The following is a 19,943-nucleotide window of genomic DNA, read 5'->3' on the forward strand; positions in this document are numbered from 1 at the left end:
AAAACAATGAAACGCATATATAAAATATATTTCTTCCTGTTTATTGCTGGTGCCTTTTCAACGGCCTGCAATAAACAGTTCCTCGATCGTCCGCCATTGTCACAGATCAGCACAGATAATTTTTATCAAACAACAAGCGATCTCAGGTTGGCTACGGCCGCACTATACGGTGGTAAGCCCTGGGGCGACTGGAACTATACCTGTTATTTGCCGGTAGGAGAAGTACTGAGTGGTAATATGGCAGTAGGTTATTGGGGCGATGCGGTACAATTGCTTACATTTTCCGTTACGGGGCAAAACAGCATCATGGCTGCCAACTGGAGCGGCATGTATAAAGTAATTGCCCATTGCAATATCACTATCAATGCCATTCAGCAAAAATCGCCTGCTTCTATTCCCGAAAAAGATAAAAATGCCGCTATAGCCGAGGCGCGGTTCATTCGTGGGTTTGCTTATTACAGCCTGGCTACATTATGGGGCGCAGTGCCTGTTATCGAGGACAATAGCAAGCTGATCGCTTCTCCGTTGGTAAACCGGGTGGCCGTGGAGGATGTTTATAAGTTTATTACCAATGACCTCAATTATGCGGCGCAAGCCCTGCCCGTTACCGATGGCCCGGGAAGAGTAACAACCTGGTCGGCACAGGGTATGTTGGCGAAGGTGTATTTGACTATGGCCGGTTTGGGACAAAATTCAGGCGTGCGTAATCAGGCTTTTTTAGACAGCGCCAAAAAATATGCAGGCAATGTTTGTAAAAATAGCGGTTTGTCATTATTGCCCTCTTATGCCAATCTTTTCAGATCGCAGTATAACGATAACCCTGAATCCTTATTTGCCCTGCAATGGGCGCCCGGCGGTGGCTGGCTCGAAGGAAATATGTTGCAGATCTATTCCCCCGGCGGCTCCGAGATCTCGGCAAACGGACAGGCTGGTTGGTTTAGTATCAGGCCTACGGTTGATATGTTCCAGTTATACACCCCAAATGATTCTGTGCGCCGCAAAGCTACTTTCATGCTCAGAGGGGATTATTATCCCGAGCTGAATGCTGCAGGCGGTGGTTATACTTTCAAGGGCGATAACGGTTTGAAGAAACATATTATTGGAACGAATGTAGATAACAATGCGCCCACCATGGGCCTCACCTCATCTACCGAGCATAATTCCCTGTTAAGATTGGCAGATGTTTACCTGATCTATGCAGAAGCCGTATTGGGCAACAATGCAACAACTGCCGATGCTGATGCACTTTTATATTTCAACAAAGTGCGCCAGAGAGCGGGCGTTGATCCGGTAAGCATGCTCGACGCGGATAATATATTCAATGAAAGAAGGATAGAGCTGGCGGGTGAAGGCCACTTCTGGTACGACATTGTACGGTTGTCTTACTACAATCCCCAAAAGGCAATCACCATTCTTAACAACCAGAACCGGGGTACGTTTACCTATTCCAGTGGTACTGTAACGCCGGAACAGCCTTTCGGCATTGTTACGCCGGCTAACAGCAATACGTTCCTGTTCCCGCTGCCATCGGCTGAAGTAACGGCAAATCCAAAATTAACCGAACCACCGGTGCATATTTTCTAATATTAACCGTTAAAAAAAATCAGCATGAACAAGATATTATATAGTAACATTCATTTTTTACTGCTTTTGTTTTTTGCAGCGGCCTGCATACTGCCTGCATGTAAAAAAGATAAAGCCAGCGCTCCGGTTATTACAACTGTGAAGAATTATGCGGCTGCGCCTAACGATACCGTTGTGCATTCGGTGAGTACCGGCCAGTGGGTGGTGTTGCTGGGAAGTAATTTAAGCGGAGTTACCCATGCCTTTTTTAATGGCGTTCCGGCTACCATCAACTCCACCTTTTTAACCGGGGAAAGTATCGTTATACAGATACCTGCCATTACGTTTCAATCGGTACCGAAGGATAAGGCAAATGAAATTATGGTGGTTAGCGAAGGCGGCACTGCTACTTTCAAGATCAGCATCGTTGGGGCGCCATTCATTTCTTATGTAAGGAACGCCGCTCCATCACCCAATGATACCATCGCCAAAGCCATATATCCTGGTCAGAAAGTGAATATATTAGGCTTCAATCTTAACAATCCTGTAAGTATATCCTTCCAGGGTGTTGCAGCCAATTTAGCCGATGTAGAGTATACCGATTCAAGCGCTATTGTACAGGTGCCGGCAGATCTGTCGGGTGGCGATGCTACGTTGGCCAATATGATCAGTTATACAAACGCAGTAGGAACAGGTACTTTCTCTATTGCCATTATTGGCCCCCCGATCATTACCAGTATTTCTAATGAAAATGCGACCGCCGGTGATTCGGTGTATCTGTATGGGAATAATTTTTTCGCTGTTCAAAGCCTGAGTTTTGCAGGAACAACCATTTCTTCATTCGTATCGGCCGACGATGGCAATTCAATTGGATTTGTACTGCCATCACTTTCTCAAAGCGGACCCGTTGTAATTCAAACAAAAGCGGGCTCATTTACTACTGCTTACAATGTGAATGATATAACAACAGGCGGAGTGTCTACATTCGAATGGGGGCCATTGTTCCGTTGGGATTGGTGGGGCGGCGCTGAATTAACAAGCGGCGACCCGGCTTCAGGATGGCCGCCATACGATGCCGCTTTCCCCGGTAATAAATCCATGTTCCTCGTGTTGAAAAATGCGGTTTTGAAAAGCGGCGATGGCGATGAGTTTGGCAATGGCATTAGAATGAGCGGGGTACCCTGGCTGTCGGCAGGCAATGTGGGCGATCCGGTTAACAGTTGGGCGCTGAAGTTTGAGATCTTTGTTCCGGCCCCATGGAATGGCGGTACCATTTGTATTAAAAGTTCCAATAGTAGTTATATGGCGCGCTATGAGCCCTGGCAGGTTACTTCGGTTACCACCGCTGCGTATTCAACAAAAGGGTGGCGAACCGTAACTATTCCTTTATCCGCTTTCCGCAGAAATGATGCAACGCTGGGCGACGGTAAAGGTGCGCCAATAGCAAGCCTGAGCGATCTGGTGGGAAGCACCGGCCAAAGCGACATGATACTTTACATGCATAATTATAGTGCTTCGCCAACCGTAACAACTTTCAAAGCTGCCTTCGACCATTTCAGGGTGGTGAAAAGATGATGTTTTTTAGTGACCAAATGATGAGGCGCTCTCGTCATACGATGATCTGGGGGATGGACAATGAAAATTGCTCCATCTTTCCAGGTCCACTATTGAAGAAACTCATCCAACTATGAAAATTAATAAGATGAAAATAAACAGGCGACATACAATGGTAGGATTTCTGGTTACGGTATTGTTTTTTACGTACTGTCATAAAAAGGAAGTGGCGGCGCCGGAACTAACGGTTACACCTTCTGAAATAACACTTTCTGCAGAAGGAGATACAGCCGATCTCACCATCAGTGCAAATGCAGAATGGAGTACCAGTACCAGCTCTCCATGGTTACAATCAAGTAAATTGACCGGCACTAACGGTAGTACCACTATTCAGTTAATGGCAATGGCTAATGGAACCGGGGCCGCCCGCTCCACCGTATTGACGGTAAGCGCTAAAAACGGTCAGGCCCGGCGGGTAACCGTTACTCAGCCGCCAACTATTTACCCCTCTTATAATGTGTCGCCAAAGGCCCCTGACGCTACCGGAATGGGCAGCACTGCCGTGCAACTGGCTGCAAAATTTAAATTAGGCTGGAACATCGGCAACACCATGGAAGCGCCCAATAATGAAAGCGGCTGGGGTAATCCCGCTATTACCGAGGATTATATAAAATTCGTAAAACAGCAGGGATTCACTGCTATTCGTATTCCATGCCAGTGGGACTGGCATCATATAGATAACAAGGCTACTGCCCGCATAGACCCAAACTGGCTCAACAGGGTAAAAGAGGTGGTAGGGTATTGTGTAAAGAACGATATGTATGTGCTGCTCAACATTCACTGGGATGGCGGCTGGTTGGATGGAAATATTAAAAAGTCAAAGCAGGACTCAATTAATGCCAAACAAAAAGCTTACTGGGAGCAAATTGCAACAACCATGCGTGATTTTGATGAGCACCTGATGCTGGCAAGTGCCAATGAACCGCCCGTAGAAAATGCGGAGGAGATGGCCATTCTCACTTCCTATCATCAAACTTTTATCAATGCAGTTCGATCTACCGGCGGCAGGAACAGTTACAGGGTGCTTGTTGTTCAGGGTCCTTCTACAGATATTGAAAAGAGCGAGAATCTGATGAATACGCTTCCTGTAGATAATGTGCAGGGCCGCATGATGGTTGAGGTACATTATTATGGGCCTTCCCAGTTCTGTTTATTATTCGATGGTGACGCCAGTTGGGGAAAAATGTTTTATTACTGGGGGGCACCACATCATTCAACAATAGAACCTGACCGCAACGCCACCTGGGGAGAAGAAGATTATGTGAACACCACCTTTGCAAAAATGAAGAAAAAATTTGCCGACAAAGGAATTCCCGTTATCCTGGGCGAATATGGTACTTACAGACGAAACAATAATGCTCATGTTCCCAAAGATCTTACAACACATAACAATGCAGTGGATTATTGGGCAACTTATATAACAAAGCAGGCGATAGCCAATGGTATGAAACCATTCTGGTGGGATATAGGAGGTGCATTGGACAGACAAAATAATACCGTAAAGGATCAACGTACCATTGATGCTATTATCGCAGGGAGCAAATGATACATAATTATCAGAAAAGCCGGCAACATGGATCCGTACCCTTATAAAACTTTTTTATAAGTATGAATACAAACAGGATCTGAATAGCGAAAAATAATTGATCGTCTTTAACGCGGTTCGTTGGTTTTAATAGATGCCGGCGGAAAATTTTCCCCGGTAGTTGAAGCAGACCGGAAGGAGTTTTAACTCCTTCTTTTTTACAAAAATTTGGTTAGGATGGTGGATAGAAAGGGAGCTCCGGCTCCCTTTTGTTGTTTAAATTATTATGAAATCAGGTATTGCAGCATTTCATGCCATAATCTGCATCATTCGGCCGCGTACTTTAAACGACGCTGCTATAGTTTTACAGCATTCAATAAAATATGGAGTGCACTCTGCGTAAAATGAGAGGGTATTTCATACTTGTTTTATGAATACAACTTTAAAAAAGCTCCATCATTTATCGGGAATTGTTATTGCTTCCTTTCTGCTGTTGCATCTGAGCAATCATTTGTTTGCATTGGGCGGTCCCGCATTGCACATACTTGTAATGAGTTGGTTCAGGCATGTGTACCGATTTTTACCTGTAGAGATCTTTTTATTAATGTGTGTGATTTATCAGGTAATAAGCGGTGTTACGCTTGTTTTTAAAAAAGGATTTTTAAAACAGCCTTTATATGTGATCATACAAATAGTAAGCGGTTTATATCTTTCATTTTTTATGATTTGTCATGTAGGGGCAGTAATGCTTGGCCGGTATCAATTGAACGTAGATACTGACTTTTATTTCGCAGCCGGTGTTGCGAACAACTATTCTTCAAAATTATTTTTTATTCCTTATTACACACTTTCACTTGTTTGTGTGTTTGCACATATAGCCTGTATACATTATAAAATTGGAATCGAAAAGATAAATGAACTGCCTGTTGGCGTAATTAAAACAAGGTTCAGGAACATGTATAAAAGAGAGGTTGCCGGTATTGGTATCGTGGGCGCTATAATTACATTTCTAATAATGATCGCTTTTAGCGGTGTGTTGAACGATATGTAGAACAGGAAACCAGGCTATTTCAAATTCAGCTTCACAATTATATCTGTTTTGTTTTCTTTATTGGCGATCCCATTCAATTCAATTTTACCCTCACTTTGCGTGAAGCTAACCTTTACATTCGTTCCCAGATATTTTGCAGAAGCGATCTTTTTTGAAACAGACGGCAGAATTATTTTTCCATCTGAAGGAACTTTTAAAACATGAACGTAGATCGCTTTATCTGTAACAGTTGTTCCGCCCCATGTTGCATCCCATACGCCTCCTTTTGTGGCGTAAATACTTTCTCCATATATGGAAAGAAAATCACCAATCTCTTTCAATCGTTGCACCTGTGCAGGCTCAATTTCTCCATCTGCTTTTGGGCCAACGTTTAACAATAAATTTCCATCCTGACATACAACAGACACCAATAAACGGATGCAACTGTCGAGAGAGAGCACCCGATCTGTTGCATCAGGCGTCCAGCCCCACGCCGTTTGACTGAGGTTTGTGCACAATTCCCAGGGCCGGTTTTCTCTTCCTCTCAATCTTACTTCCTGGGTATTAAAATCACCCATCCATCCGCTGCGGGGATTGATCACGATCTTTGGTTGCAGTTCTCTTACCATTGAATTCAGCCTCACAGGCTCCCAGCTAAATTTTCCTTTGTAAGGTTTTTCGAAACCGCGTGTGTACCAGCCTTTGCCGCCATCCCACAGTAAACCTCCATAGCCAAGCCAGTTATCTTCTCCGCCGTCATACCACAGGATATCTATCTTGCCATAATTGCTTAACAACTCACGAACCTGTGTGTAGGTTTGCTTTTTCATTTCCAGGGCGTTGGAATAATACAAGTCAGGGAAAAAGAAACCGGGATACCGCCAGTCGAGCGGAGAATAATAAATGCCTGCTTTCATTCCGGCTTCATGAGCTGCTTCAACATATTCTTTGATCAGATCTTTTTTTACAGGACTGTTCATTGAATTGTAATTACCAAAACTGGTATTGAACAAACTAAAGCCGTCGTGGTGTCTTGAAGTTACCACCATGTACCTGCATCCCGCCTGCTTTGCAATAGCTACCCAATTTTTCCCGGAGAATTTTGAAACAGTGAATGAGTCTTTTAGTTTTCCATATTCAGCTGTGTCTATCTGTTTGCTGAACATAGCCCATTCGCCCTCGCCTAAAACAGCATACAATCCAAAATGAATGAACAATCCAAACTTGGAATCTTTCCACCATTGCATGTCTTTTTCCGAGAGCAACAGGGAGGAATCTACAACTACCTGAGCAAAGGAATTGTGTGTGATGGAAATCAACAACAGCATTAAAAAGAATCTTCTCATGGAATTTATCAATTGATTCCAGAACAGGGAAGCGTTTAGTGGGGCAAGCGCCAGCGATCGTATTTTCATAAAACAGTAATCTTTCACTTGATAGATTGTTGTAAATTACCCGATTTTTTTGTTGAACGAAGTTCTCAAATGTTACAATTAACTGCATTGAATGTTGCAGGCAACTGATTTTCAACCCTTTTTGGGACTGCAAGCAACTTTAGGTGCAGGGAAATTTATATTGGGAGCTGCTTTTTAAGTTGATTGCGATTGCTTTTGTATTGTGCTGTACCGGTCCATTTCCTGGGGTCGTTTCTCCTGCGGGACGGGAAATTAAGCTCGAACAAAGTTATTTTTATTTCACAAGTTTTTACGTGCGGTCACTTATATTGCAGTATGCCTTATTTGCTAATTGCGCTGTCATATGAAATCGTTTTTTGAAAAAATTGTCTGTTTTGTGGTTGTCTTTCAGTTTCTTGCCTGGAATACGTCCTTTGCTGGCTATCCGGTGAGTGCCTGGCTTGGGATTGACCAGGGCTTGTCGAACAATTTTGTAAGATGTATTTACCAGGACAAAAATGGTTTTATGTGGTTTGGCACCTATGACGGACTAAACCGCTATGATGGATATGAATTCAAGATCTTTAGAAATAATTTAAAAAATAACCGCACTCTAATTAACAATTGGATCAATACCATCAATGAAGATGCAAAAGGAAATTTATGGATAGGCACAAGGCAGGGGGCATGTGTTTACCAAAGTCTGTCTAACAATTTTTCCTTTCTTTATTATTATACGGCCGAAAAAAAACTGGAACAGCTGCATTCGGTCGTAAACGATATTGAAGCGGACCTGCAGGGCAATATGTTTGCTGCAACTGCCGGCAAAGGCCTGATCTTTTATAAAAAAGGCGAAAGCGTTGGTTACAGGATACCATTAGAGAACGAAGCCGATTTTCCTTATGATGTGACTTCTGTTAAAGCAGGCAATGATAAAAATGTTTGGCTCTTTGTCTCCAATAAAGGCTTGTATGTTTATGAGTACAAAACCAATAAAGCAAAATTGGTAAATGCAACCATCAAATCAGCCAATTGTATTGAAGCCGCAAATGGTTATTTATATATAGGAACGAATAATGGGATGTACCGGTACAATATCGCCTCCAATTCCTTCGACAAGGTTTATAATGAAGCGAACAAAAAATTAAACTACAATACGGTTGCAGGGATCACGGCAAGTAAAAACAATGAATTGTGGGTTGCAACCAATGGCGGCGGTGTTGTTATCGTGAATACAGGGACCGATGAAGCACAATTTTTATCGAACACAAGAGAGCCTAATTCTTTATCAAGCAATGCTGTTTATTCTATCTGGATTGACAGGCAATCAAGAAAATGGATTGGCACTTTAAGAGGCGGCATCAATGTCATTGATCCCAATAAAGAGCGTTTTCAAAATATTGTTTCCAATCCTGCCACAACCAATACGCTTATAAGCAATCATATTTTATCATTTTACGAAGCACCCAACAATGACCTATGGATTGGCACGGATGGTGGCGGCCTGAGTATTTGGAACAGAAGGTTGAACCAATTTACCAATTATCGCCATGACAATGGGGATCCATATTCATTAAGCGACAATTTTGTTACCGACATTCAATCGGATTTTCAAAACAACCTCTGGATGACCACTTATCGCGGGGGGGTAAACCGGTTTAACAACGGGAAGTTTGAACACTATAACTGCGTTGACCCTGATAACACTGCGCTCATTTTTCATCCTATAGGCCCGAACCTTCTTGAAGATGCTGATAAAAAATTCTGGCTGAGCACCCAGCAATACGGCCTGTTTAAATTGAACAGGCAGAAGAAAGTTTTTGAATTGTTCGATGACAGGCTTAAGCATTTGTATGTATTGAAGGAAGACAGGAACCATATTTTCTGGGGAGGCGGCATAGACCACCTGGTTAAAATTGATCGGGAAGGCAAAAAGCATGTTTCTTATTATATTGGTAAACCTGTCAGTGTTATAATGGAAGACCGCTCAAATAATTTTTGGGTAGGTACGGAAGGAGGGGGCTTGATCCTGTTTGACAGAAAGCAGGGAAAGATTATTACCCGTTATACTACAGATGAAGGTCTTTGCAGCAATTCCATATTAACCATTTTGGAAGATGCAGCGGGTAATTTGTGGATGAGCACTTTTAATGGCATTGCCAAATTCAATCCTAAAAACAAAACATTTAAGAACTATTATAAAGGCGATGGATTGCAAAGCAACCAGTTCAATTATCATGCTGCATTAAAATTACGGTCGGGCGAATTTGCTTTTGGTGGTATTAAGGGATTTTCTTTGTTCCGCCCCGAAAGCATCACCACAGCAAGCGGTAATCCGAAAATTTTTTTAACGGATGTAAAGATCGCCAACACGTCTGTTGAAAAAGACTCTTCGCTCGCGATCCAAACTAATGCCAATCGTATCGAGCTCATCGAGGTACCTTACAATAGAGCCGTTCTTTCATTTGAGTTTGCAGCGCTGGAATATTCGGCGCCCGATAAAATTCAATATGCTTATTACATGCAGGGTTCAGATAAAGACTGGAGCTATTGCGGCAATACAAGGAAAGTAGTTTATAGCCATCTTTCAGAAGGCAGGTACACTTTCAGGGTAAAAAATACCAATGCCGAAGGTCAATGGAACAAGGATGAGGTGCAGATCGAAATTATTGTGCTGCCTCCCTGGTACAGGACCTGGTGGGCATATTTGATGTATACGGTAATGATTGGCGCAGCTGTTTATTTTTACCTGCAATACCGTTCAAAACAAACCAGGCTGCAATACGAAGTAAAGATTGCAAAGCTGAATGCCGAAAATGAACGCTCGGAAAAAGAAAGAAGCCTTGCCGAATTAGCGGCAGAGAAAGCGGAGCTGGAAAAGGAGAGAGCGGAAAGAGAAAGAGAACATGCCGAATTGGAAAAAGAAAGGATCCTGAATGAAAAGGAAAGGGAGATCAATGAAAAGAAAATTTCTTTCTTCACCAATATTTCTCATGAGTTCAGAACACCACTAACATTAATTATTAATCCGGTTAAAGAGCTGTTGGAAAAAAGATCCGGTGAACAAAAAGACCGGGGTGATTTGAACATTGTTTACCGCAATGCAAGGCGAATGCTCAGTCTTGTTGATCAATTGCTTTTATTCAGGAAGGCGGAGAGTGGATTGGATAAAATAAAGCCATCTAAACTCAACCTTCACGATGTGGCGTACGAAGTGTATCTATGTTTTATTCAACAGGCAAAAACACAGCACATCAATTATGTTTTTGATTGCACAAATAAGAATGTAGCGATCTATGCCGACCGGGAAAAGCTGGAGATCATTTTATATAACCTTCTTTCAAATGCATTAAAATATACAGCAACTGAAGGAAGTATCAGGTTTTCTATTGTAGAAGGAACAGAGGATGTTGTTGTTAAGGTAGAAGACAATGGGGCAGGTATACCAGCTGAAACCGGGGAAAAACTATTTGATAAATTTTATAAAGCAGAAAGAACGAAAACAAGTTCCAGGGCAGGCTTTGGCATTGGGCTCTTCCTAGTAAAACATTTTACAGAGCTGCACTACGGAACGATTTCCTACGAAAGTGAGGAAGGGCAGGGAACAACTTTTACATTAAGTCTTCAAAAAGGTAAAGACCATTTTGGTGCGGAAGTTATTATTTCAGAAACAGAAGCTGCACCTCAGTTGCTCGAAGCCCTGAAAGAAGAAGCTGAGATAAAGGAAGATAATGAAAGCGAAGAACCCTTAACGGAACTGGTGTCCGAAAAACAATCTATTCTGGTTATAGATGATGATGAATCCATCAGGCAATACCTTGTGCGCCTGTTTAAAGACACATATATAATATATCAGGCAGAAAACGGCGAAGCTGGTTTGGCTGGGGCTCAAAAGTATTTACCCGACCTGATTATCTCCGACATTCACATGAAGGAGATGAGTGGGATTGAACTTTGCAAGCGGGTTAAAGAAAACGGGCAGTTAAGCCATATCCCGGTCATCTTACTTACCGGTGCTACCTCCGATGAACTCAGGCTGCAGGGAGTGGAAGGAGGTGCGGATGATTATATTGTAAAACCATTTGACAGTAAATTGCTGGTTGCACGGGTTACCACTCTTTTAAAGAATCGCAATACGATTCAGAAATATTTTCTCAACGAAATTACGCTCAACAAGAACGATTTCAAGGTTTCTCCCGAATACAAGGAGTTTTTAGACAAATGCATTTCCATTGTAGAAAAGCATTTAAAGGATAAGAACTTTAGTGTTCAAACTTTACTCAACGAAATGGGGATGAGCCATTCCAACCTTCTCCGTAAAATAAAATCCGTCTCCGGCCAGCCGGTAAATATTTTTATCCGGTCGATCCGCCTCAGGAAAGCCGCAGAGCTTTTTATTAATTCCGACTACAGCATCAAAGAAACCGCGTACACCGTTGGCATAAGGGATATTAAATACTTCCGGGAGCAATTCAACAAGCTTTTCGGCATGAACCCTTCAGACTATGTAAAGAAGTACCGCCAGGTCCATGGCAAGCAGTACACGGTAGATAAAGAATCACTCAACCCCGACAACTAAATGGATTTATCTACCGGGAAATCATTTTCTGCGTTGCAGGCCCTGAAACCTGGAACCTGAAACTTGGAATGCGGATCCCGATAACCTGAAAAAAAATGAATCCCAACTTGTCAACTCATTAACTTCTTGACCTGGCGTCTCCACCCCCCTTATTGGGAGTTTACCCCCCTCCCGAATCTCCAGAAAAATTGGTTTTACCTTGATAGCTTTACAGTATAAAATTATTAAGACCGGGTTTACCCCCGGTTTAAAACGATTGCATAAGAAAAGGAGCTTTATGCACAGGTTTAGGACCGCTGTATCCGGCTCTTTGTTTTAAGTCTATCACTAAATCGATTAACTAAAAATAACAGAGATCCTGGTTGTTTGCCAAATGAAAAAGAAGATTTCCATACACGACATAGCCAAAGCGCTTGATCTTTCAGCTACCACCATATCATTTGTATTGAATGGCAAGGCGGAAGAAAAGAAGATCAGTGAAGATGTACGGAAAAGGGTATCGGATTATATAAAGGAGGTAGGCTATCAGCCAAACATGATAGCAAAAAGCTTACGAACAGGAAAAACCCACATTATAGGAATGCTGGTAGAAGATATTTCCGACCCTTTCTTCTCCTGCATTTCCAGGGGAATTGAAACTATCGCATATAATCATAAGTATAAAATATTCTTTGCGAGCACCGAAAATGATACGGAGAAAACAAAAGCCCTGATAAAAGTATTCAGGGAACGGCAGGTAGATGGATATATTATGGCGCCACCTGCCGGCGTAGAAGAGGAAATTAGGGCTCTCATGGATGATGATATACCGGTGATCCTTTTCGACCGCTACCTGCCTTCACTTAACACCAGCACGGTGATCATTGATAACTTTTCCGGCTCATACCAGGCGGTAAAACATCTCTCTGAAAATGGTTTTTCGGGTATTGCGTTCTTAACATTGAACTCGGAGCAAACACAGATGCATGCCCGTCTGCAAGGGTATCTCAAAGCAATTGAAGAAAGCGGCTGCCAGCCGGTTGTACAAAAACTTCCCAGCAAGTTAAGTCATGAGCTCAGCGCAGAAATGGTACAGGAGTTCATTAAACAGCATGACAAAATTGATGCGATCATTTTCGCGACCAATTATTTAGCCATAAGCGGGCTACAGGCGATCAGAGATATGGGATTAGCAATACCGGATGATATTGCGGTAATAGGCTTTGACGATAACACCCACTTTAATTTATTTACCCCATCCATCACGGCAGTAGCGCAACCCATAGAAGAAATTGCACAGGAAGTAGTTCGGCAATTGCTCAATGCTTTATCAAATGAAAGGGAGAGCAGAATACGAAGAATGGTAATGTTGCCGGTTAAACTAATTGTAAGAAATTCTACTTATCCTAAAGTGAAAAAGAAAATTGTTCACTCAGAACCTTCAACTATGAAAATCAACTAACTGATTAAGTGATCAACCAAAATATCGATAATAACTAATAGGGTAAAAACGGGTTTTGCCCTGACAGCGATCTTTTTGCTTCTAAAAATTGCCATTATGAAAAAAAAACTAACTGCGGGCCAAAAACGCCGCCAAACGCACTTTGCTCCTCCCGGGCGGTGCCCTTTATACTTGCACGTGAATAAATTTCAGGTTACCAGCCATTCTCCCTTATCACACACAGATAATAACAATCATTTCAAAAACCAAAACTGCTATGCTTAGAAAATTTAGCATTCTAAGAAAAATTGGGCAGGTTGCTTTGTTTTCGCTACTATTTCTCTGGTTTTCGTTTCAGAGTTTTTCACAGCAAAACCAGGTTACTGTCCACGGAAGGGTCAGCTCCGATTCTTCTGCACTTGAGAACGTCACCATTTCTCTAAAATCAGACGGTACAAAAGCCACCCAAACCGATGCCCGTGGCTTATATGTTATCACCGTTCCTTCCAATGGGGTATTGGTATTTTCAATGGTCGGTTACGAGCCGCAGGAGGTAAAGGTCAACGGCCAGGGTTTGATCAATCTGCACCTGAAGGTAAAGAGCAATGATCTTTCCGATGTGACCGTGATAGGGTTTGGCGGTACCCGTAAAAAGGCCAGCCTGGTAAGTTCTATAACCACTGTGAATGTAAAAGACCTTCAGGTGCCTACCGGAAATCTGACCAATGCCATTGCAGGAAAGGTGGCGGGTATGATCGCTTTCCAGCAAAGTGGTGAACCCGGAAACGGTTCTGATAACTCTACATTTTACATCAGGGGATTATCTACGTTTGGTACGGGTAAGCAGGAACCGCTTATTCTCATTGATGGGGTGGAGTCGTCACCTACAGATATGGCCCGCTTACAGGCCGATGATATCTCCGACTTTTCTGTATTAAAAGATGCCGCCGCCGCGTCGGTATATGGCGCCAGGGGAGCTAATGGTGTTGTTCTTGTCAATACCAAAATGGGACGACAGGGAATGCCAAGATTTTTTGTAAGAAGCGAAACCCGTGCATCTTCAAATGCCAGAAATTTTGCGTTTGCAGATAATATTACCTATATGAATCTCGCGAATGAGGCAGCCACCACAAGAAACCCGGGAACCGGTATTGTGCCTTACACGCAGAATAAAATAAACCATACCATTGCGGGTGATGATCCTTCTCTTTATCCAAACAATAACTGGATAGACAAGTTGGTTAGAAAGTACACGGTGAATCAAAACTATTATACAAGTGTTAATGGTGGTACGCAAAAAGCTACCTATCACATAGCAGCTTCTTATGGCAGGGACAACGGCATATTGAAGGTTGATCCTATCAATAATTTCAATAGCAATATCAGGCTTGCCAAGTATTCACTTCGATCTAACGTGAACCTCTATCTTGCAAAAGGTACAGAGTTAATTGTACGTATGTATGGCCAGTTCGACGATTATAATGGTCCGATCGGCGGAGGCGGTAATATTTTTGGCCTTGCCTTGAAAGCAAACCCCGTGATGTTCCCGGCAGTTTATCCGAGGGAAAAAATGCCTTATCTGGAGCATCCTTTATTTGGTTCTGCGGTAGCCATACCATCCGGATCGTTAAACCAATACCTGTATGTGAATCCCTATGCGGAAATGGTAAAAGGCTATAGTACTTATAAATCATCTAATGTACAGCCGCAAATAGAGCTTAAGCAAAAGCTTGACTTTCTTACAAAAGGTTTAAGCTTTCGCTCAATGGCTTATTTGAGAAGAACTTCATTCTATTCGGTAAGCAGGAACTACAATCCTTTTTATTACGCAGCGCAGGTAAATAGCGATGGCAAGGATTATAATATAATATCATTAAACGATGGCTCAGCAGGTTCCGTAGGTGTTGCCGGTTCCGAATATCTTGGTTATTCAGAAACAGGCAAAGACATCGACTCCAGGATCTGGTTGGAAGGTTCTATTGATTACAACCGCCTGTTTCGTGATATGCATCGTGTGGGAGCGTCACTCATTTCTTATATGTCGAGTTATGAAACAGGAAATGGGGGAAACCTTAATACTTCTTTGCCTAAAAGAAATCATGGTGTATCAGGTCGCTTTACCTATGGCTATGACGACCGCTATTTGGCAGAATTCAATTTTGGCTATAATGGATCTGAACGATTTGATTCGCGTCATCGTTACGGATTTTTTCCGAGCGGCGGTATCGGCTACAGGATCTCTAACGAACAATTTTTTGATCCGCTGAAAAAAGTGATCCGCGACCTCAAGTTCAGAGCTACGTATGGTATTGTTGGGAACGACCAGATTGGTGCTGTAGGCGACCGCTTCTTTTATCTCTCCAACGTAAACCTGAATGATGGCGGTTATGGTGCAAGTTTCGGCCGTGACGATGGTGCTCCCAGATATTCAAGGCCTGGTGTTTCTATTTCAAGATATGCCAATCCAAATATTACCTGGGAACGTTCAAAGCAAATTAACGTTGGTATAGACCTCAACCTGTTTGGATCGTTCGAGATGATCGCAGACGTTTTCAAACAAAACAGATCACATATTTTACTGAATAAAAGCAATGTGGAAAGTGCTATGGGTTTAATGGCTGTGCCATCTGCCAATTATGGTAAAGCCGAGAGCCGTGGTATAGACCTTTCTTTAAAGTATGAAAAGGCTTTTAATAAAAGCTGGTACGCCAATATCAGGGGAACATTTACTTATGCTACCAACAAGGCAGTGGTAGTTGATGAACTTCAGTATGACAGTGACCTTACACACCTGTCTGCCGTTGGCCACTCGCTGAAACAGAACTGGGGATATATAGCGGAGAGATTATTTATCGATAAAAAAGAAGTGGCGAATTCACCCGTTCAATTTGGTGATGCGGGATTGTTGGCCGGCGATATTAAATACAGGGACATTACTGGTGATGGTGTTGTGAACAGCGATGATCAGGTAGCTATTGGCTATCCAACACAGCCGGAAATTATTTATGGCTTCGGCGCTTCATTGCGTTACAAAAGACTTGATCTCAGTTTTTATTTCCAGGGTTCTGCACGTTCTTCTTTCTTTATCGATCCAAGAGCCATGCAACCGTTCTTTCAGACGGCGGATAATGGTACCAAATACCTCTATCAAAATGGTCTGTTGAAAGTGATCAGCGATGATTATTGGAGCGAAGACAATCAGAATCCTTATGCGTTTTGGCCACGATTAAGCCCCTGGAGAGTAGAGCCAAACCTGCAAAGGTCCACATGGTGGATGCGTAATGGCAACTTCCTGCGCCTGAAAAGCGTGGACATGGGATACAACATTAGAAAAATAAAATCGGTTGGTATTGAAGGTGGCCGTGTGTACTTATCGGCAACCAATCTTTTTGTCATAAGCAATTTCAAACTATGGGATGTGGAAATGGGTGGAAATGGTTTAGGCTATCCCGTACAATCTGTTTATAGTCTTGGATTAGAGCTAAACTTTTAATTCAGCACATTCAAATCATGAATAAAAGTCTTTATACCATGAAGTGGAAAAAATTAACTGACCATCTTGAAAAGAATGGTTTTATATATGGTTTTGTACAGCAAAATAAAGTTGTAAGAACAACAATTTTCATTGCAGCACTGGCCCTGGGCATTTCTTCCTGCAAAAAATATCTTGATGTGGTTCCCGACAACGTGGCCACTTTGGATCATGCTTTTAAATTAAGGAACGAGGCAGAGAAATACCTGTTTACACTCTATTCGTACATGCCTAAAAGCGGGGATGGCTGGTACAATCCCGGTTTTATGGCAGGGGATGAAATATGGCTTCCTGAAACTGCACAGGATCACTGGCATCCTATATCCCGGATTGCCCGTGGCCAGCAAAACAAAGATGCTCCGTTGTTCGACGAATGGGCCGGTGTAAGGAAAGGCAATAATACGAACCGGGATAACTTCAAAATATGGAGAGCCATCCGGCAGTGTAACATCTTTTTGGAGAATATGCACGACATGCGTAAAGTGCCTGACATTTCTATTGCCGAAAGAGAAAGATGGATTGGAGAAGCAGAATTTTTAAAAGCGTACTACCATTATTACCTGCTCCGCATGTATGGCCCTATTCCCATCATCAACAAAAATATTGGCGTGGCCGATGATGTAGAAGGCTCTTATACAAGGCGGATGCCGGTTGATTCCTGTGTGAATTTCATTTCCGGGCTATTGGATTCAGCTTATGCAAAGCTGCCGCCAAGAATTGCAGATGAAAATAATGAACTGGGAAGGGCAACAGGGACCTTCGCTTTGGCAGTAAAAGCCAAATTGTGGGTAATGGCAGCAAGTCCGCTTTTCAATGGCAACACTGATTATGCAGGCTTCACTGACAACGAAGGTCATCAGTTGTTTAACCCGGCTTTCGATAATGCTAAATGGGAAAAAGCAAGGGATGCAGCGCTGGAAGCTATACAATCAGCTGAGGGTAATGGAAATAGTTTGTATGAGTATGGACCCGATTTCCTGGGTCTTACCGATACCACAAAACTTCAGTTAAGCATTAGAAATGCTGTTACCGCGAGATGGAATCGTGAAGTAGTATGGGCCAGTGCTCAAAGCTATTTTGTGAATGAGGATCTGTGTATGCCGCCTACCGAGCGTTCGCAAACCGGTAACCTGGTTACTACCCGTGGAAGCTTGAAGGGCGTGTGGGCCGCACCAATAAAAATTGTAAAAATGTTTTACACCCAAAATGGTGTGCCTATTGATGAGGATAAGACGCTTAACTTTTCTGATTACGAAAAGTTAAGAACATCTATCGCTGCTGAAAGAAACTACATTGAGCCAGGTTTTCAAACGGCAAGATTAAATTTTGACCGTGAGCCCCGCTATTATGCATACCTGGGTTTTGATGGTGGCGTTTGGTATATGAAAGACGGCACTACCACGGGTAACGACCGGAACACGTTTTATTTAAAAGCAAAGAATACAGAAAAAGCCGGGTTTGGGCATTTTGTGAATTGGAACGAAACGGGATACTTCATCAAAAAACTGGTAAGCTGGGAATCATCGAGCAACACGCTTGTTTCCTTCAAGCAATATCCCTGGCCGGAAATTCGCCTGGCTGACCTGTATCTTTTGTATGCAGAAGCATTGAATGAAACAGAACCCGCTTCAGCCACTGCAATCGCTTATTTAGATAAAGTGAGAAAGCGGGCTGGTTTAAAAGGAGTGGTAGAATCATGGACCAATTATTCCACCAATCCTGGTAAATACAGTACACAGGCAGGCCTTAGAGAGATCATTCACCGGGAACGCCTCATTGAACTGGCTTTTGAAGGACAGCGATTATGGGATCTGCGCAGATGGAAAAAATCTTTCGACGAGTTGAATAAAGATATCACCGGCTGGAATATTCTGGGTAAAACAGCAGATACATATTATAAGGAACGGGTGATCTTTAGCCAGCGTTTTCTTTCACCAAGAGATTATTTCTGGCCTATTGGCAATTATGACATAAGACGGAATCCTTTTTTGGCAGAAAACCCGGGATGGTAAAAACCAATTCACTTTTAAAACTAAAAAAATGAGCCGAATAATAAATCATTTATTGGTTGCTGTTACAATAATAGTGCTGTTGGCATCGTGTGGTAAAGAAGTGGTGAAGGAGCCTATCGATACCGATAAAACTGCTCCTGCCGGTATAACCAATGTACAGGTTGAAAACAGGCCCGGTAAAGCCAGGATTACTTACACGGTGCCCAACGACAGGAACTTACTTTATGTAAAAGCGGAATTTACGCCTACTTCCGGCAAGCCTGCTGAAATCAAGGCTTCTTACTATGAAGATTCATTGATCGTAGATGGTTTTGCAGATACATTGGAACATGAAGTAAAATTGTTTGCTGTATCCCGTAGCGGCGCACAATCAGAACCAGTGGTAGTGAAAATAAAACCTCTTGAGGCGCCGATTTTCGCTGTATTAAGGAGCCTGCAGGCCGTTAATGCATTTGGAGGTTTTAATATCGCTGCCGGCAATCCTACAGGCGGAGATATCAGCATAGTCGTTCTCACAAAAAATGTGTTTAAAGAGTATGAGGCGAACAATAACTGGAGCGTATTTACCAATGAAAAAAATATCCTGTCAAAGATCAGGGGTATGGACACAGTAACGGTAAGCATTGGCTTTTTTATAAAAGACAGGTGGGGAAACAGTACAGATACAGTTTATAAAGATGTAACGCCTATCTATGAAGTGCAATTCGCTCCTTCAAACTTTAAAGCATTGACACTCCCGGGAGATGCACCCCAGGTGACCAACGGAGCAAAACTGGAGTATGCCTGGGATAACCGTTTGGGATGGCCTTACACAAGTTTTACCGATCAGGCAAAAGGTGGTAATGCTCCTCATATAATCTCTTTTGACCTTGGTATTACTGGTAAACTAAGCCGTATCTGGATTCGCCCTTATCCGGAAGGAAGCAGGTGGTATTTTTTAAGTACCATGAAGCGTTTTGAGATCTGGGGCGCTACCAACCCTACTGCAACCGGTGCACTGGATAATTCCTGGACGTTATTAGGGACATACGAAGTAGTGAAACCCTCCGGCCTTCCTATCGGTACAGACAATGCATTAGATCAGAGTACGGCAAGTGCCGGCTTTAACTGGGATATTGATCTGAATGCCCCAAAAGTAAGATTCCTTCGGGTGCGATGTCTTGAGAACTTTGCCGGCGGCACTGCCCAAAGCATTAATGAAATAAAGGTGTACGGCGATAACCGGTAAGGCATGATCACTTCTACAGTTGTATTATCTATTAATGCAACTGTAG

The 19,943-nt window shown here is 42.7% G+C and carries 10 protein-coding genes; 9 read left to right on the plus strand and 1 reads right to left on the minus strand.

The features are described from left to right. Window positions 1-6 precede the first annotated feature (6 nt). The 4 genes from FAM09_RS09860 (at window position 7) to FAM09_RS09875 (ending at window position 5,753) form a co-directional block, all read left to right on the plus strand. The gene (locus FAM09_RS09860) at window positions 7-1,584 is read left to right on the plus strand and encodes a RagB/SusD family nutrient uptake outer membrane protein (RefSeq protein WP_136576927.1); all 1,578 of its coding nucleotides are present in this window, start codon (window positions 7-9) and stop codon (window positions 1,582-1,584) included. 24 nt (window positions 1,585-1,608) lie between these two features. Next, the gene (locus FAM09_RS09865) at window positions 1,609-3,138 is read left to right on the plus strand and encodes a glycan-binding surface protein (RefSeq protein WP_136576928.1); all 1,530 of its coding nucleotides are present in this window, start codon (window positions 1,609-1,611) and stop codon (window positions 3,136-3,138) included. Window positions 3,139-3,250: 112 nt separating this feature from the next. Beyond that, a complete protein-coding gene (locus FAM09_RS09870; RefSeq protein WP_208025524.1) occupies window positions 3,251-4,723 on the plus strand; it encodes a cellulase family glycosylhydrolase in 1,473 nt (490 codons plus the stop codon). Between the two features lie 409 nt (window positions 4,724-5,132). Further along, window positions 5,133-5,753: a hypothetical protein gene (locus FAM09_RS09875; protein WP_136576929.1), complete on the plus strand. Its 621-nt coding sequence runs from the start codon at window positions 5,133-5,135 to the stop codon at window positions 5,751-5,753. A 14-nt stretch (window positions 5,754-5,767) separates the two neighbouring features. Here FAM09_RS09875 and FAM09_RS09880 read toward each other — a convergent pair whose 3' ends face one another. Then, complete coding sequence (locus FAM09_RS09880; protein WP_136576930.1) at window positions 5,768-7,147, minus strand: alpha-L-fucosidase; 1,380 nt, start codon at window positions 7,145-7,147, stop codon at window positions 5,768-5,770. Between the two features lie 343 nt (window positions 7,148-7,490). Between FAM09_RS09880 and FAM09_RS09885 the strand changes: the two genes are divergently transcribed. The 5 genes from FAM09_RS09885 (at window position 7,491) to FAM09_RS09905 (ending at window position 19,897) form a co-directional block, all read left to right on the plus strand. Then, window positions 7,491-11,705, plus strand: coding sequence for a hybrid sensor histidine kinase/response regulator transcription factor (locus FAM09_RS09885; RefSeq protein WP_136576931.1), 4,215 nt, complete (start codon window positions 7,491-7,493; stop codon window positions 11,703-11,705). Between the two features lie 373 nt (window positions 11,706-12,078). Further along, window positions 12,079-13,146 carry a LacI family DNA-binding transcriptional regulator gene (locus FAM09_RS09890; RefSeq protein ID WP_136576932.1) on the plus strand — a complete coding sequence of 356 codons (1,068 nt, stop codon included), beginning with the start codon at window positions 12,079-12,081 and terminating at the stop codon, window positions 13,144-13,146. A gap of 256 nt (window positions 13,147-13,402) precedes the next feature. Continuing rightward, window positions 13,403-16,618: a SusC/RagA family TonB-linked outer membrane protein gene (locus FAM09_RS09895; RefSeq protein ID WP_136576933.1), complete on the plus strand. Its 3,216-nt coding sequence runs from the start codon at window positions 13,403-13,405 to the stop codon at window positions 16,616-16,618. 17 nt (window positions 16,619-16,635) lie between these two features. Beyond that, window positions 16,636-18,669 (plus strand): RagB/SusD family nutrient uptake outer membrane protein, encoded by a 2,034-nt coding sequence (locus tag FAM09_RS09900; RefSeq protein ID WP_208025525.1) that lies wholly within the window; start codon window positions 16,636-16,638, stop codon window positions 18,667-18,669. A gap of 28 nt (window positions 18,670-18,697) precedes the next feature. Continuing rightward, window positions 18,698-19,897, plus strand: coding sequence for a DUF4959 domain-containing protein (locus tag FAM09_RS09905; protein ID WP_136576934.1), 1,200 nt, complete (start codon window positions 18,698-18,700; stop codon window positions 19,895-19,897). The last annotated feature ends 46 nt before the right edge of the window (window positions 19,898-19,943 follow it).

The organism is Niastella caeni (assembly GCF_004834005.1).
Lineage (GTDB): Bacteria > Bacteroidota > Bacteroidia > Chitinophagales > Chitinophagaceae > Niastella > Niastella caeni.

Excerpts from the sequence above, each read along its gene's own strand:
- FAM09_RS09860 (WP_136576927.1), top strand. The coding sequence starts at position 7 with ATGAAACGCATATATAAAATATATTTCTTCCTGTTTATTGCTGGTGCC.
- FAM09_RS09865 (WP_136576928.1), top strand. The coding sequence starts at position 1,609 with ATGAACAAGATATTATATAGTAACATTCATTTTTTACTGCTTTTGTTT.
- FAM09_RS09870 (WP_208025524.1), top strand. The coding sequence starts at position 3,251 with ATGAAAATTAATAAGATGAAAATAAACAGGCGACATACAATGGTAGGA.
- FAM09_RS09875 (WP_136576929.1), top strand. The coding sequence starts at position 5,133 with ATGAATACAACTTTAAAAAAGCTCCATCATTTATCGGGAATTGTTATT.
- FAM09_RS09880 (WP_136576930.1), bottom strand. The coding sequence starts at position 7,147 with ATGAAAATACGATCGCTGGCGCTTGCCCCACTAAACGCTTCCCTGTTC.
- FAM09_RS09885 (WP_136576931.1), top strand. The coding sequence starts at position 7,491 with ATGAAATCGTTTTTTGAAAAAATTGTCTGTTTTGTGGTTGTCTTTCAG.
- FAM09_RS09890 (WP_136576932.1), top strand. The coding sequence starts at position 12,079 with ATGAAAAAGAAGATTTCCATACACGACATAGCCAAAGCGCTTGATCTT.
- FAM09_RS09895 (WP_136576933.1), top strand. The coding sequence starts at position 13,403 with ATGCTTAGAAAATTTAGCATTCTAAGAAAAATTGGGCAGGTTGCTTTG.
- FAM09_RS09900 (WP_208025525.1), top strand. The coding sequence starts at position 16,636 with ATGAATAAAAGTCTTTATACCATGAAGTGGAAAAAATTAACTGACCAT.
- FAM09_RS09905 (WP_136576934.1), top strand. The coding sequence starts at position 18,698 with ATGAGCCGAATAATAAATCATTTATTGGTTGCTGTTACAATAATAGTG.